Here is a 12625-nt window from a genome sequence, read left to right on the forward strand (position 1 = left end):
ATTTGGCCGTCAGTATGTAAGGGCTCCTGGGGCGCGTCAAGGGATCCGGCGCGGCTCCGGAACCGCCCCGCGTCCACCGGGCGGGCGCCCGGGCGGCGGGACCGGCGAACGGGTGGTTCTGTGGTCGCGCGGCTTCATGTCCGGCAGGCCGGGCATCCGTTCGTCGAACGGTTTCGAGCCGAGGAACGGTGTGGTGATGACTGAGTACGAACGTTCGCGCACAATGCCGGCGCTGCCCGAGCACATCTTCGACCAGGCGGCCAATGTCGATCAGCTGGACCAGTGGTTGCCGGAGGCACTGCATGTGCGGGCCGAGGAACTGCCCGCCGTCACCGTCCACGAGGACCGCACCGACGAGGACACCTCGGCGCTGCTGCGCGCGCAGAAGGACCAGATGCGGCTGGAGTGGGGGACAAGGGACCAGGGAAGCTACACCGGGTGGCTCCAAGTGGCCGGTCTGGGCAGCGGAGCCTCCGAGGTGACGGTGCATCTTTCGTTCTTCGACGAGGACCACGACCCCGGCGGGAAAGCCGTGAACGACGCTCTCGACCACAGCCTTGAACGCCTGGAGCGTCAGGTACGGCTGCGCGTCGACAACACGGCCGGCTGAGGGATCCGGCCCCGTCCGCCGCTCTCCGCCGCCAGCTGCCGGGCTCGTCACCGGTGAGGGTGGTACGGCTATCGAGCTCGTAATGGGTACACGGAGGCGGTGCGACGACGAAAACGTCCAGCGCCCGGTTCGGCCCCGCCGGCTCGCCCATCGCCTTCCGCCGCCCCTGCGGGCCGCTCCACGGGGCCCGTCCGGGCGCCCCTTGTCCGTCGGATCGCCGGATCGCAGGAACGCCGCCGAGCGCCGAAAATGGCGTGTGAACGACCGAGAGGGCCGAATGATCCCCCGCTTCCACGACTACTGGGCACTTCGCCAGTGAGGACCACCCCGATGAGTGATCAGACACCTTCCCAGGCAGAGGGCGAACGCGAAGACGAGGAGCGCGAGAACGTGCGCCAGACGACCCCTTCCCAGGCAGAGGGCGAGCGGGACGAGAGCGAGGGGCAGGGGCCGGAGGGCGGCGCCGCTTCCGAGTGATTCCCTCTCCGCCCTTCTGCGTGCGGGAAGCCCGCGTGCCGGACTCGGCAGGAAAGGGCCGCGGTGGAGGAGGGCTCGGGATGTCCGACGGTCGCCCCGCACGGGCGCAGCGCATGGAGTCCGAGCGCGCCGCCCGCGGCTGGAGCCCGCTGGACGTGGCCCGCGCGATGGTCGCCCACTCCCCCGATCCGCTTCCGGAGCCGCAGGCGCTGGCCCGGGAGTGGTGTCGGTGGGAGTCCGGCGCGACCGAACCCGGGGACCACAAGGCGCTGATCTCACAGGTGTTCGGTGCGCCGACCCTCGCCTTCTTCCCTGCGGAGCGCCTCCGTGGCAGCCGGCCCGGGGCGCGGGCCGGCGCAGCGGCGAACACCGCTGAGGTCATCGCGCGGCTGGACGCGAATGACGTGGACCGGACCACACTCGAGGCCCTTGCCCTCACGGTCGACCGGCTGTGCTCGGAGTACGCCCGCCTGCCGGGCGAACACCTGCTGGCGGAGAGCCGTTCCTGGTCGCGCCGGCTCTCCGGAGCACTGCGGTCGCGGCGACTGGCCGCGTCCGAGCGCCGGGAGGTTCTGGTGCAGGCGGGATGCTGGCGCTGCTGACCGGCTGCGTGGAGTACGACTCGGGCTCCTGGCACGGCGCCGAAGCCGCCCGGCGGTCCGCGCTGTCCTTGGCGGGCGAGGCGGGCCACCCCCGGATCGCCGGATGGGGGCACGAGATGCGTGCCTGGTTCGCGTTGACCCGGGGAGACCTGCGTGAGGTGATCGCTGCCTCGGAGGAGGGCATCGCGGTCGCGCCGCACACGGACGTCGAGGTGCAGCTGTGGGCGCAGGAGGCCAAGGCGTGGGCGCGGATCGGCGACCGGCGCCAGGTGGAGACCGCTCTTGACCGCGGCCGCCGTCTCCTTGAGGAGCTGGGCCTGCCGGAGAACCCGGGGAACCACTTCGCCGCCGACCCCGCGAAGGGGGACTTCCACTCGATGGACTGCTACCGCAAGCTCGGCGAGGACCGGCTTGCCGAGAATTTCGCCCGTCAGGTGCTGCGGGCCGGCGTGGATCACGACGGTACGGACCGCTCACCGATGCGGAACGCGGAGGCGCGGATCACCCTGGGTGTCGTCGCCGCCCGGCAGGGCGCGTTCGACGAGACGGTCGCCTTCGGCATGAAGGCTCTCGGCGGCGAACGCCGTTCCCTGCCGTCCCTGTCCATGGTCGCCGAAGACCTCGGCAGCGTCCTGGCCCGGCAGGATCCGGGCCGCCCCGGCGTACGCGACTTCCTCGACCACCTGCGGATGCCGCCGCGCGCCTGAGTACGGGAACGCCGCCGCGTCCGGGGCCCCGGCCCCCGGCCCCCGGCACTCGCGACGGCCGTCCCGCACCGCGCGGTGCGGCTCGCCGCGGGCTCAGCGTCCGGCCGCCCGCGCCTTGATCAGGTCCTCCAGCGACGTGTCGTGCGGGAGCTGGCCTCCCGGCGTCAGCTTGTCCACCACCTCCGGCAGGACCTGGGCGAGCTGATCGGCAGCCTCGTCCGGGGACACTCCCGCCTCCTGGGCCACCTTCTGGAGGGTGCCCGGCGGCAGCGCCTCTGCGAGCTGCGCGCCGTCGATCGGCTCGTTGTCACCCGCTCCGACCCACGTGTGGGCCTTGTGCCCCAGTCCTTGCTCACCGAACACCGCCAGCAGCCGGTCCAGCGGGTTGCCGCTCCCTGCCGTGCTCCCGCTGAGCGAGCCGAGCAGGGAGCCGAGGAGGTCCGCCCTTCCGTCGCCTTTCCCCAGCAGCCCTTCGAGCAGTCGCCCCAGGTCTTCTCCCGCCACGGTCAGCCCTTTCCTCGCCAGTGGAACCGGTGGCGTACAGCGCGCCACCGCGGATGTGCCACCCGTCTACCCACATGGCTCTGCGCTACCCGGAAAGTCACCCGTCCACCGTGCGGGGCGCCCCCGCGTGCACGCGGTCTACGGCAGCTCGACCGTCTCTATGCCCGGGTTCATCTTGTGCAGCTCGGCGGGCCGGTCGGTGATGACGGGCCAGCCCGGACGCCGCAGGGCGAGGTGGGCGGCGTGGGCGGTGGCGAGATCGACCTGGGCCATGGTCGCCAGGTCGGCGACGGCCAGGGCCGCGGGCCGGTCGAGGTCGTGGAACTCGAAGACCGGCGCGGCCAGCGCCAGGTCGACCTGCTCACGGCGGCGGGGCGAGATGTCGTGGCCGATCAGTCCGGCCGCCAGGACCGTCGTGGGGACGTAGAGCACCTGGATCTGCTCGACCGAGACCACGACCCGGGCCACCATGAAGGGACGGCCGAGGACTAGCTGACGGATCGCACCGGCGTCGAGGATGTACCCGCCGATCACGCGGCCGCGCCCGCGTTGTTGCCGCGCCGGTCCGAGGTCTGGGCCCACTCCAGGGCTCTCGCCCACTCCTTGGGGCTGGTCCGCTCGACCTCGGCCGCCCAGCCCTCGATGATGCGCCGGGCGCGCTCCTCGCGTCCCAGGCGCTCTTCGACCGCTTCGGTCACGTACGCCGACACGGACTCGATGCGCTTCTCCTGGGCGAGCTTCCTCAGCATGGCCGCGCTGTCCGCCGGGATCGTGATGGTGACACGTTCCTTCTCCGTCATACGGCCAGCGTACGACCGTATGCGTCGGCGCGGCAGGGGTCCGAAAGAGGCATCCCCGGCGGACGGGCCCGGCTCTCAGGCCGCCGGCGCCAGTTCGGCGCGGCCGAAAAGGAGGGCGTAACCCCTGGGGAGGAGGGCGGTGATCCGCCGGGTGAGGTCGTCCCCCGCACAGTCCGCGACGACGCTGAGCACGGAGCCCACCCCCAGCGGGCGGCCGGGGGCGTGAGGTCGCCGAGTCTGGCGGCGACGGCATCGACGAACTGGGGTGCGGTCAGAGCCTGGGCAGCCGGGGTCTGGCGGGCGAGGATGCAGGCGGCTTCCACCGGCAGGCACCGCGTCAGCGCACGTCGTTCGTCGCCGGTGATGTGCGCGCCCAGCACAGTCAGCACGGTGCGCAGGACGCGCTCCGCCTCGGGGTCGGTGGCGTACTGCCCCGAGACGCGTACCTGCTGTATGAGTTCGTTCCACCGCATGGCTGTGGCTACCTTCTCTCTGCTGTTTTATTTGATGAACACAAGAACCGAAGAGCGCGAATGGTCCTAATGGCGCGAGTCCGAAACGAATGTCCGGATTCAGAATGCCTCCTCGCCAGGGCCGCGGCACCTTGTGCGCGGTCCCGGCCGGACCGCCGGGCCGGCGCCGCCGGACGCACCGGTGCTCATGTGACCTCGGGGCGGCCGAAGAGGAGGTCGTAACCGGGGGGAAGCTGGAGCAGCACACGGCGCATCAGTTCGTCGTCCGCGGCGTCGGCCACGACGCTGAGGACGGCGCTGACGTCCCACTTGGCGGTCTCTTCCGTGGCCCCCTCGATCCACGCCGCTGTCGCCCGTACGAACCGCTCCGGCCCGAGCGGTTCGGCGGCCGGGAGCGGATTGAGCAGCAGGAGCGCGCATGTTTCCGGCAGCCGGGCGGCGAGTTCGGCCCGCTCCGAGCCCACGACGTGCGCACCCAGGAGAGCGATCACCACACGGGTGGCCCGCTCGGCCTCCTGGCGCGAGGGGTACTGGCCCCGCTCCTGGACGGCGGCCAAGAACGCGTCCCACTTGATCACCATGCCGGCCCTCTCTCGTGCGTGTCGGTGTCGAGGTGCGCCCGCTCGCGGGGCGGGCCCGGGCCGGAGTTCACGGTCCGGGCCCGCCCCGCCGGGTTCAGCCGCTGATCTGCCTCTGCGAGCTTCCGCCGCTAATGGCGATCTTGCGCGGCTTGGCCTGCTCGGCGACCGGAATGGTCAGGCGCAGCACTCCGGCGTCGTAGGAGGCGTCGATGCGCTCGGTGTCCAGCGTCTCACCGAGGAACATCTGGCGGCTGAAGGAACCCGTCGGCCGTTCCGTGATCAGGACTTCCGCGTCTTCGCCCGCGTGGGAGCGGCGCTCGGCCTTCACGGTCAGCACGTTCCGTTCGACGTCCAGGTCGATCGAATCGGGGTCCACCCCGGGCAGGTCCATTTCGACGACGAAGGTGTCACCTTCCCGGAAGGCGTCCATCGGCATGGCCGTCGGCTGCGCAGCGGTGCCCATCAGCTGCTGGGTCAGCCGGTCGAGTTCACGGAAGGGGTCGGTCCGCATGAGCATCATCGGTCACTCCTTTCCCGGATACGGGATGCACATGGCGACACCACCTATATAACTCCCAGCAGCAAAGTTGACAAGCCTCCGCTCAATCCCGGCGCGGTCGATTTTCGGCGTACGGCCGGAGACACGACGACGGCCCTGGCGCCGGGCGGGCGCCAGAGCCGTCACCGTGCGGTGACCTGCGGGAATCCTGAACAGCTGGGGCAGCCGTCAGCCGCCGGGCGTGATACGGCCGCGCCAGGCGCCGGTCTCGCCGCCCTTGTGCTCGATGTAGTCCTTGAAGCGACGCATGTCGCCCTTGACGCGCCGGTCGATCATCCCGGTCATGTCGGCGGCCTTCTCCGCGGCCCCGCTCGCCTCGACGTCCATCACGAGCTCGACCCGTGTGTGCGTGTCGTCGAGGCGCTCGAACCTGACCAGGCCCTTCTGCTGCGTGTCGCCGCTCGTCGTACGCCAGGCGATCCGGTCGTCCGGGAGCTGGTCGATGATCTCGGTGTCGAACTCCCGCTCGACTCCCGCGATCTTCGTGATCCAGTGGTTGTGGCGGTCGTCGATCTGCCTGACTTCCTCCACCCCCTCCATGAAGTTCGGGAACTCCTCGAACTGCGTCCACTGGTTGTAGGCGGTGCGAACGGGGACCTCGACCTCTACCGTCTCCTTCACCGTGCTCATCTGCGCCTCCTCTTCGGTGACGCGCGGCAGCGTGCCCGCCGCGCGGATCTTGGCACGTCGCATCGGGTACCCGGTGATCGCCCGCCTAGTCGGGGGTGCGGAAGAAGAGCCGCTGTTTTCCTCCATGAGGCCGCATCCGGAGGCCGTACTCGCCCGGGGCCATGCTCCGCGGACCGGGCGGTCAGATCTCCTCGGGCCGTTCGTCCGGCCGGCCGGCACGCACCCTGCCCCGGAGCCTGGCCACCAGCGGGTACTTCTCCCGCTGCTCACGGGACTGCCGGTCCAGCTCCTCCACCAGCCTCATCGAGCGTTTCTCCACGTCCAGCTCGTCCAGGATCCGGTCGACCTCGGCCAGCAGCGCTCCGTGCAGCTGCCACTGGCGCGGATGTTCCCGCACGCCGGCGAGGAGCATGTGCGCGACGATCTCGCGGCTGTCGCGGCTGGCCGCGAGCTCCTTCACCAGCCGTTCCTCCGCCTCCTCCGCGTTGACGGTGACCTGCGTGGTGATCAGTACGGCGAAGCTCTCGACGGCGCGGGCCATGTGCGTGAACAGTTCCCGCAGGGCGTCGGCGATGTCCGGGGGAAAGAGCGACTCCTCCGTCCGCGCCTTGGCGAGATCGGTCATCGTGCGGCACACCGTGCGGAGCACCACCGCGCAGATCTCCAGGGTGTCCAGACCGGTGCGCAGCACGACGCGGAAGAGCAGGCCCTCCTTGACGCGGGGGTTGAGCCGGAGACTGTCCTCCGCCTGCCGCAGGGACGCGTCCACCTCGACGATGTCATGGTCCAGCCGGCGCGCCTCGTGCAGCAGGGCGGCGGCCTCCGCCACGGGGGTGTGGCCGCACACCTCGTCGCCGAGGCACATCAGCAGCCCGCGCATACGGCCCGCGAGACCTTCGATGGCCGCGCTGGCGGGCTGCACCCACACCGGCGGCACGAACAGGATGTTGAAAAGCAGTCCGACGACCGCCCCGATCAGTGTCTCCAGCACCCGGTCCCAGGCCGATTCGGCGACCCGCGTGGTGACGCCCAGCACCAGCATGGCGCTGATCGCCACCTCGGGGACGAACTCACCGGCCCGTACGAAACGGCCGATCACCAGTGAGGCGAGGATGATCAGTCCCAGGCTCCACCAGGACAGACCCACCAGGGAACTGAAGCCGATGGCGATGACCACGCCCACCACCACCGAGTTCACTCGGCGCATGCTGGTGGTGAGGGTGGCGTACAGGGTGACCTGGACGACGAGCAGCGCGGTCAGCGGCGCGGTCAGCGGCGCCGGCTCGCTGCTCAGCATCAGGGCGACGACGTAGGAGATCACTGCGGCTACGGTGGACCGGACCGTCTGCACGACCACGGGTTCTTTGTGCCGCCGGACGAGATTCAGCAAAGGGTCGGTAACTTCAGGCACTCTTAGCCTCTTCCCCGTCTTTGCCACCACAGGCCACATCAGTGGTCAATCACACGTGCGCTCGCCCTGCCCGGGGGCGGGAGCGGGAACGACAGCGGCTCCGCCCGTCGAGCGGGCGGAGCCGGCCGGCATGGGCTCAGTCGTCGAGGCTGATGCGCAGCTTGGCGTAGTCGTCGTCGATGACGACCTCGGCCTGTCCCTCGGCCTCCGCGTACGTGCCGGTGCCGCCGGTGACCGCCGCGTCGCCGCCGTACGGGCCGGGGCCGAACATGTCCATGCTGCCGCTCAGGGTGATGCTGCCGTGGTCGGTACGCAGCACGCTCTGGCACTGTGCGACGACACCGTGGGGCGTCACTTCGACAGCGCTGCAGTGGGCCGTGGTGTCACCGATCCTCTTGCCGGCTTGCCCGCCTTGAACTCGTACAGGTGCGCGTAAACGGTCCAGTCGGAACCCTCGCGTACCGAGCGCGGCATGGTGTCCGATTGCTTGTGCGCCAGCCAGTTGAGCACCTTGGCCTTGGCCGCGGTCTCGGGCAGGGGGCCGGTGCCGCCTGGCGGTGAAGGTGAGGCACCGGTGGCGGCCATCGCCATGGCGGCGTGGTCACGACGGCGGACAGCTGCCGGGCACGGGAGCGGAGCATGAAACCTCCAGAAGACGAGAGTGGGATCGCCCGCTCCATGGAGGCGACGGGCGAAAGCGAGCCCACCTCAAACGCGCTGAAACCGCTTCGGGCGATCGCCACGAGCGAAGAGTCACCCGCCTGGTTGCGCGCCTTCACCCCTTCGGCCTTCAGGAGGCCCTCCTCGCCGAGCGGTCGCGGCGCTCCGTCAGGCGTCGGTGTACCTGCGTCCGGAGCGCCCGGAACTGCCGGGGCAGTTGCCCGGCGGCGGGAAGCGGTGTCCCTTCACGTCCGTGCTCCAGTGACGCGCCGGCCGCGGTCGCACTCGTGACCCCGCTCCGGGCACCGCCTCGCCCGGATGGAAAGACTCCTTCCGCTCGCTCACGGCCCTCCCTGTCCACGACGCGTCGGCCGATCCCCGACTCGTTGCCGGCCTCCCGGGGCGGGCCCGTGTCACAGGGACGGGCGCGTGTCAGGGGCTGGACGGGGCGGCCGCCCCGACGGCGGCGTGGCACCGCTCGACCACCGGCCGCGGATCGCGTGCGTAACCACCGTACCGAAGAGCTCGAAGGTCATGTACCCCCGTACCGCCGGCGGTCGAGGGCGGCCAGGTACTCGGCCAGGGGCAGCTCCCCGTCGCCCCACGCAGGTGCCCCGCGGGCGGCCGTCGATGAGGTGGACGTGCCGGATGCGGTCGCCGAGTGCGTCGAAGGCGTCGTCCACGGTCTCCCCGGCGACAGCCATGGCGACCGTGTCGAGCACGGCGCCGAGGTTCGCCGCGCCGATTCGTCGGTCATCGCCGCGAGGGTGCGGTAGTCGTTCACGAGGTTCGACTCACGCGCTGGAGCGGTTCGAGTACGCACTCCACCCCCAGGGTGTCCGCGTAGGCGGCGATGTCGCCGACCGCTTCGACGGAGCGGCGCCACGCGACGTCCGCCGGTTCGCTCTCGTCACCGCGCCGGGGCACCAGGAGCAGTTCCGCGCCGATTTCCGCGCACAGCTGCGCCGCGCGGCGGAACATGCGGATGCTCTCGGTGCGCAGCCAGGGGACCGGCGAGGCCACGTTGACCGGGTACATCACCTGCTCGGGGTGAGGCAGTGCGTCCGAAGGCCGCGTGCCGCGGCGAGGCGCCGGACGCTCCGCGCGTCGGCGTCGGTCAGCCGCGGGATGTGGAAGTGGGGCGCGATGCCCCACAGTTCGAGCTTCTCACGGCCGAGGTCGGCCATGTCGTCGAGGAACCGCTCGAACGGCAGGTGCTGGTAGGCGAAGTTGGATCCGGTGATCTGCCGGGTGGAGAGGGCCATCGGGGCTCCTTCGTAGCTGGCGCGCGGTCACTTTCCGATGCCGTCGGCGAGGCCCTTGACGATGTAGCGCTGCCCGAAGAAGAAGAGCAGCACCACCGGTACCGCAGCGATCGCCATGCCGGCGAAGACGACGGGGAAGTCGGTGCCGTGCTTGCTCATCAGGCTCGTCAGGCCCACCGGAAGGGTCTGTACGTCGCTGCCGTTGGTGAAGACCATGGCGAAGAGGTACTCGTTCCAGGCGAAGAGGACGTGCAGCAGCACCGTGGAGGTGATGATCGGCTTGCACATCGGCAGGATGATCCGCCAGAACGCGGTCCAGCGGCCGGCGCCGTCGATCTCGGCCGCCTCGTCGACCTCGCGCGGCAGGTCGATCATGTAGGCGCGGATCAGGAAGGTCGTGAAGGGGACGCGGAAGGCCGTGTACAGGATGAGCAGTGCCCAGAAGCTGTTGTAGAGGCCCATCGCCTGGAACATCCGCACCAGGGGCACGAGCGCCACGGTCGGGGTGAGCATGAGCCCGCCGAGAATGACGGCGGTGAGCACCTTGTTGAGCGGGATGTTCACGCGGGTCAGTCCGTACGCCGCCCAGGCGCTGATGAACACGGTCGCGACCGTGGAGACCACCGTGACCAGCACACTGGCCATGAGGTAGTCGCTCACCCCGCGGTTCCACGCCTTCTGGTAGTTCGCGAAACTCCAGTCGACGGGGAGCGCGAACGGGTCGTCGAAGAGTTCGGCGTTGGTCTTGAACCCGTTGAGCACCATCCACAGCAGCGGGTAGAGCACGACCACTGCGAGGCCGAGCAGGAAGGCCCACATGAAGATGCGCGCGATCGCGCCGAGGAAGCCGAGGCGGCTCACCATTCCACCCTTCTCTTACGGGTGATCCACAGCTGCGCCACGGCGATGGCGAGGGTGATCACGAAGATCACCGTGCCGATCGCCGCCGCGTAGCCGAAGTCGTTGCGTACGAAACCGTTGCGGTACAACCAAGTGCCGAGCACCTGGGTCGAGTTGTTGGGGCCGCCGCTGGTCATCACCATGACCTCGTTGAACACCTGGAACGCGCCCGAGACGGTCACCATCATCATGAGCCCGGTCATCTCGCGCACCAGCGGGAGCGTGACGTGGAAGAAGCGGCGGACCGGCCCGACGCCGTCGAGGGAGGCCGCCTCGTACAGCTCGGAGGGGATGCGCTGGATCGCGATGGCGAACAGCAGGGTGCAGTACCCGAAACCCTGCCACTGGCTCATCGCGATGACGGCGAACATCGCGGTGCTTTCCTGTCCCAGCCACGCCTGGCCGAACCGGCCGAGTCCCACCGCTTCGAGCACGTGGTTGAGCAGCCCCAGCCTGGGCTCGTAGACGAAGTAGAAGAGCAGGCCCGCGACGGTGAGGGAGATCGCCGAGGGGATGAAGTAGACCGCCCGGAGAGCGCGTGCCCAGCGAGGGCTGCGGATGCTTTCGACGAGTGCGGCGAGCAGCAGGGCGCCGCACACCTGGAACACGATCGACAGCACCGCGTACCAGAGGTTGTTGGCGAACGACGACCAGAAGACCGGGTCGTCGAACAGTGCGCGGTAGTTCTCCAGGCCGACGTACTCCTGGCTTCCGCTGTAGATGTCCCACGTCAGCGTGGAGAACCCGAAGTTCTGCACGAGCGGCAGGTAGACGAACACCCCGAGCAGGACGAGGGCCGGAATGACCCAGGCCAGCCCGAGCGCTCTTCGGTACATGGTGCGCACCGGCATGTCTCCCTTCGGCCGTGCGGCTACTTGGCCGACTTGGAGGCCCGGCGCACGCTCTCGAGCACTTCCTCGGGAGACATGCCGCCGCTGATCAGCGCCTCGCCGCCGGCCAGCCAGGCGTCGGCGACCTCGGGTGCCGTCACCATGTCCAGCCAGCCGGCCAGGCGCGGGGCCTTGTTGACCGTCTCGATGCCCTGGAAGACGGCCCGGCTGGAGGTCTCGGGGGTGACCGCGCCGACGACCGTGCTGGGCTGGCCGTAAGGGGGCGAGGAGAGCGTCTTCGCGTTGCGGCGCTCCGTCACGAACTTCATGAAGTCGACGGCGAGTGCCGCTCGCGGCGACCTGGCGTTGACGAGGTACCCCTCCGGCGCCCCCTCGATCGCCTCGGGGTCGCCCTTCGCGCCTTCGGGTACGGGCAGCGGGCGGACGGCCAGGTTCTGGGACTTGAGAGCCCGGGGTCCGGATCCCGCGCCGGCCGCGGTCGCGTTGTCGAACTCCAGGATCTCCTGGTAGTACATCGCCGCCTTGCCGCGGGAGAACGCCTCCTGCGCCGAGGTGTAGAGCACGCCGTTGGTGCCGCCGCGGGTGTCGGTGCAGGTGCTGACCAGGGTCTTGAACTGCTTGAGCGCGGTGAGGTAGCCGGCGTCGTCGAGCGCTGCCGTCCCGGGGTGGTGGTCCGCTTCGCGGATCTCGCGCGGCACGTGGTAGGCGAAGAGCTGCTGCAGGTAGTGCAGGGCGGGCCAGCCGTCCTTGTTGCCGAAGGCGATGGGCTCGTATCCGGCCTTGCGCAGGTGCGGGCAGGTGTCGACGAGTTCCTCGAAGGTGGTGGGCACCTCGACACCGGCCTCGGCGAAGGCGGCCTTGTTGTAGCCCATGAACTTGCCGTTGTTGTACAGGGGTATCCCGTAGTACCGGCCGTCGTGGGCGAAGGCGGACAGGGACGCCTTGCTGAAGGTCCGGCCCCACTCGGTGTCGGGGCCGATCACCTCGGTGAGGTCCGACGCACGGCCGCCGCGTACGAAGTTCTCGGCCCAGTTGCCCGTCCACGTGAAGTAGAGGTCGGGAAGGGCGTCGGACGCGGTGAGCGTCTTCGTCTTGTCCTTGATGCTCTGGTCGGTCTCCTGGATGAGTTCGACCTTCACCCCGGGATGCTTCCGCTCGTACGCGGCGGCGAGGTCCTCGAAGTACGGACTGAGGGGATCGCCCGCGAACTTGGTGAGGATGCTGAGGGTGCCGGAGAACTCCGGCTTTGCGGTGACGTCGGCCGCCGGCGCTTTCGCCGGCCCGGCGAAACAGCCGGTGAGGACGAGCACCGAGGCCCCGAAGAGTGCCGCGTACCTCGTCAGTGCACGAGCGCGCATGGGCTTCCTTTCTGACACGGATCTGACACGAACCGCTGGTGTGCGGCGACTGTACAGAGATTCTGATACCGGTACCAGACATGGAATGAAGATCTTCTTTTCAACCGGCCGGAGCCGATCGGCGGGCGCGCGGACCGATGTGCCCATGCCTTGAAGACTTGCTGTTGGGAGCCGGGTTAGGTCTCCCGTCAGAAGATCTGCGCCGCTTCGGTGTTGACGGTGTGCGTCCACTGTGTC

The 12625-nt window shown here is 69.7% G+C and carries 19 protein-coding genes and 1 pseudogene; 5 read left to right on the forward strand and 15 right to left on the reverse strand.

Annotation, left to right across the window (positions count from 1 at the left end):
* Positions 1-196 precede the first annotated feature (196 nt).
* The 4 genes from BN1555_RS02200 (at position 197) to BN1555_RS39600 (ending at position 2396) form a co-directional block, all read left to right on the forward strand.
* Complete coding sequence (locus tag BN1555_RS02200) at positions 197-610, forward strand: SRPBCC family protein (RefSeq protein ID WP_093803113.1); 414 nt, start codon at positions 197-199, stop codon at positions 608-610.
* Between the two features lie 330 nt (positions 611-940).
* Entirely contained in the window at positions 941-1087 is a 147-nt protein-coding gene (locus BN1555_RS38780) for a hypothetical protein (RefSeq protein WP_176709922.1), read from the forward strand.
* Positions 1088-1167: 80 nt separating this feature from the next.
* Positions 1168-1689, forward strand: a complete 522-nt coding sequence (locus BN1555_RS39595) for a hypothetical protein (protein WP_218058167.1) — start codon at positions 1168-1170, stop codon at positions 1687-1689.
* Positions 1674-2396 (forward strand): NsdA family TPR-like regulatory protein, encoded by a 723-nt coding sequence (locus BN1555_RS39600; RefSeq protein WP_218058168.1) that lies wholly within the window; start codon positions 1674-1676, stop codon positions 2394-2396. Before BN1555_RS39595 ends, BN1555_RS39600 begins: the two co-directional genes overlap by 16 nt.
* A gap of 93 nt (positions 2397-2489) precedes the next feature.
* Here BN1555_RS39600 and BN1555_RS02210 read toward each other — a convergent pair whose 3' ends face one another.
* The 10 genes and pseudogenes from BN1555_RS02210 to BN1555_RS02255 form a co-directional block, all read right to left on the reverse strand.
* Positions 2490-2900 carry a YidB family protein gene (locus BN1555_RS02210; RefSeq protein WP_093797360.1) on the reverse strand — a complete coding sequence of 137 codons (411 nt, stop codon included), beginning with the start codon at positions 2898-2900 and terminating at the stop codon, positions 2490-2492.
* A 138-nt stretch (positions 2901-3038) separates the two neighbouring features.
* Entirely contained in the window at positions 3039-3434 is a 396-nt protein-coding gene (locus BN1555_RS02215) for a hypothetical protein (protein WP_093797362.1), read from the reverse strand.
* The gene (locus BN1555_RS02220; RefSeq protein WP_093797364.1) at positions 3431-3700 is read right to left on the reverse strand and encodes a hypothetical protein; all 270 of its coding nucleotides are present in this window, start codon (positions 3698-3700) and stop codon (positions 3431-3433) included. Before BN1555_RS02220 ends, BN1555_RS02215 begins: the two co-directional genes overlap by 4 nt.
* 263 nt (positions 3701-3963) lie before the next feature.
* Positions 3964-4173: pseudogene (locus BN1555_RS41510) on the reverse strand (DUF2267 domain-containing protein); the annotation flags it as partial.
* Between the two features lie 185 nt (positions 4174-4358).
* On the reverse strand, positions 4359-4754 hold the full coding sequence (locus tag BN1555_RS02230; RefSeq protein ID WP_093797365.1) for a DUF2267 domain-containing protein: 396 nt from the start codon (positions 4752-4754) through the stop codon (positions 4359-4361).
* 94 nt (positions 4755-4848) lie between these two features.
* On the reverse strand, positions 4849-5271 hold the full coding sequence (locus BN1555_RS02235; protein WP_176710243.1) for an Hsp20/alpha crystallin family protein: 423 nt from the start codon (positions 5269-5271) through the stop codon (positions 4849-4851).
* A gap of 210 nt (positions 5272-5481) precedes the next feature.
* On the reverse strand, positions 5482-5943 hold the full coding sequence (locus BN1555_RS02240) for an SRPBCC family protein (RefSeq protein ID WP_093803114.1): 462 nt from the start codon (positions 5941-5943) through the stop codon (positions 5482-5484).
* Between the two features lie 181 nt (positions 5944-6124).
* Complete coding sequence (locus BN1555_RS02245) at positions 6125-7354, reverse strand: FUSC family protein (protein ID WP_093797369.1); 1230 nt, start codon at positions 7352-7354, stop codon at positions 6125-6127.
* Positions 7355-7490: 136 nt separating this feature from the next.
* Complete coding sequence (locus BN1555_RS02250; RefSeq protein WP_141662800.1) at positions 7491-7673, reverse strand: hypothetical protein; 183 nt, start codon at positions 7671-7673, stop codon at positions 7491-7493.
* A 32-nt stretch (positions 7674-7705) separates the two neighbouring features.
* The gene (locus tag BN1555_RS02255; protein ID WP_093797373.1) at positions 7706-7945 is read right to left on the reverse strand and encodes a hypothetical protein; all 240 of its coding nucleotides are present in this window, start codon (positions 7943-7945) and stop codon (positions 7706-7708) included.
* A gap of 710 nt (positions 7946-8655) precedes the next feature.
* Here BN1555_RS02255 and BN1555_RS40020 point away from each other — a divergent pair.
* On the forward strand, positions 8656-8790 hold the full coding sequence (locus BN1555_RS40020; RefSeq protein ID WP_255305836.1) for a hypothetical protein: 135 nt from the start codon (positions 8656-8658) through the stop codon (positions 8788-8790).
* A 4-nt stretch (positions 8791-8794) separates the two neighbouring features.
* Here the strand turns inward: BN1555_RS40020 and BN1555_RS39610 are convergent, their stop codons facing one another.
* From BN1555_RS39610 to BN1555_RS02275, 5 genes are read right to left on the reverse strand one after another with little or no spacing between them, the layout of a single operon-like run.
* Positions 8795-9052, reverse strand: coding sequence for a TIM barrel protein (locus BN1555_RS39610; RefSeq protein ID WP_255306353.1), 258 nt, complete (start codon positions 9050-9052; stop codon positions 8795-8797).
* Positions 9052-9279 (reverse strand): apurinic/apyrimidinic endonuclease family protein, encoded by a 228-nt coding sequence (locus tag BN1555_RS39615; RefSeq protein WP_218058171.1) that lies wholly within the window; start codon positions 9277-9279, stop codon positions 9052-9054. The genes BN1555_RS39610 and BN1555_RS39615 overlap by 1 nt, the downstream gene beginning before the upstream one ends.
* A 27-nt stretch (positions 9280-9306) precedes the next feature.
* Positions 9307-10143, reverse strand: a complete 837-nt coding sequence (locus tag BN1555_RS02265; RefSeq protein ID WP_093797375.1) for a carbohydrate ABC transporter permease — start codon at positions 10141-10143, stop codon at positions 9307-9309.
* Positions 10137-11015, reverse strand: coding sequence for a carbohydrate ABC transporter permease (locus BN1555_RS02270; RefSeq protein WP_218058237.1), 879 nt, complete (start codon positions 11013-11015; stop codon positions 10137-10139). The genes BN1555_RS02265 and BN1555_RS02270 overlap by 7 nt, the downstream gene beginning before the upstream one ends.
* 35 nt (positions 11016-11050) lie before the next feature.
* On the reverse strand, positions 11051-12388 hold the full coding sequence (locus BN1555_RS02275; RefSeq protein WP_093797379.1) for an ABC transporter substrate-binding protein: 1338 nt from the start codon (positions 12386-12388) through the stop codon (positions 11051-11053).
* Positions 12389-12625 lie beyond the last annotated feature (237 nt).

Origin of the sequence: Streptomyces sp. Wb2n-11 (assembly GCF_001049855.1) — a bacterium.
In the GTDB taxonomy this organism is placed as follows: domain Bacteria; phylum Actinomycetota; class Actinomycetes; order Streptomycetales; family Streptomycetaceae; genus Streptomyces; species Streptomyces altiplanensis.

What these genes read in the sequence shown, in the direction of transcription:
- BN1555_RS02200 (WP_093803113.1), top strand. Translation starts at nt 197, where the DNA reads ATGACTGAGTACGAACGTTCGCGCACAATGCCGGCGCTGCCCGAGCAC.
- BN1555_RS38780 (WP_176709922.1), top strand. Translation starts at nt 941, where the DNA reads ATGAGTGATCAGACACCTTCCCAGGCAGAGGGCGAACGCGAAGACGAG.
- BN1555_RS39595 (WP_218058167.1), top strand. Translation starts at nt 1,168, where the DNA reads ATGTCCGACGGTCGCCCCGCACGGGCGCAGCGCATGGAGTCCGAGCGC.
- BN1555_RS39600 (WP_218058168.1), top strand. Translation starts at nt 1,674, where the DNA reads ATGCTGGCGCTGCTGACCGGCTGCGTGGAGTACGACTCGGGCTCCTGG.
- BN1555_RS02220 (WP_093797364.1), bottom strand. Translation starts at nt 3,700, where the DNA reads ATGACGGAGAAGGAACGTGTCACCATCACGATCCCGGCGGACAGCGCG.
- BN1555_RS02230 (WP_093797365.1), bottom strand. Translation starts at nt 4,754, where the DNA reads ATGGTGATCAAGTGGGACGCGTTCTTGGCCGCCGTCCAGGAGCGGGGC.
- BN1555_RS02235 (WP_176710243.1), bottom strand. Translation starts at nt 5,271, where the DNA reads ATGCTCATGCGGACCGACCCCTTCCGTGAACTCGACCGGCTGACCCAG.
- BN1555_RS02240 (WP_093803114.1), bottom strand. Translation starts at nt 5,943, where the DNA reads ATGAGCACGGTGAAGGAGACGGTAGAGGTCGAGGTCCCCGTTCGCACC.
- BN1555_RS02255 (WP_093797373.1), bottom strand. Translation starts at nt 7,945, where the DNA reads ATGGCGATGGCCGCCACCGGTGCCTCACCTTCACCGCCAGGCGGCACC.
- BN1555_RS39610 (WP_255306353.1), bottom strand. Translation starts at nt 9,052, where the DNA reads ATGTACCCGGTCAACGTGGCCTCGCCGGTCCCCTGGCTGCGCACCGAG.
- BN1555_RS39615 (WP_218058171.1), bottom strand. Translation starts at nt 9,279, where the DNA reads ATGGCCCTCTCCACCCGGCAGATCACCGGATCCAACTTCGCCTACCAG.
- BN1555_RS02265 (WP_093797375.1), bottom strand. Translation starts at nt 10,143, where the DNA reads ATGGTGAGCCGCCTCGGCTTCCTCGGCGCGATCGCGCGCATCTTCATG.
- BN1555_RS02270 (WP_218058237.1), bottom strand. Translation starts at nt 11,015, where the DNA reads ATGTACCGAAGAGCGCTCGGGCTGGCCTGGGTCATTCCGGCCCTCGTC.
- BN1555_RS02275 (WP_093797379.1), bottom strand. Translation starts at nt 12,388, where the DNA reads ATGCGCGCTCGTGCACTGACGAGGTACGCGGCACTCTTCGGGGCCTCG.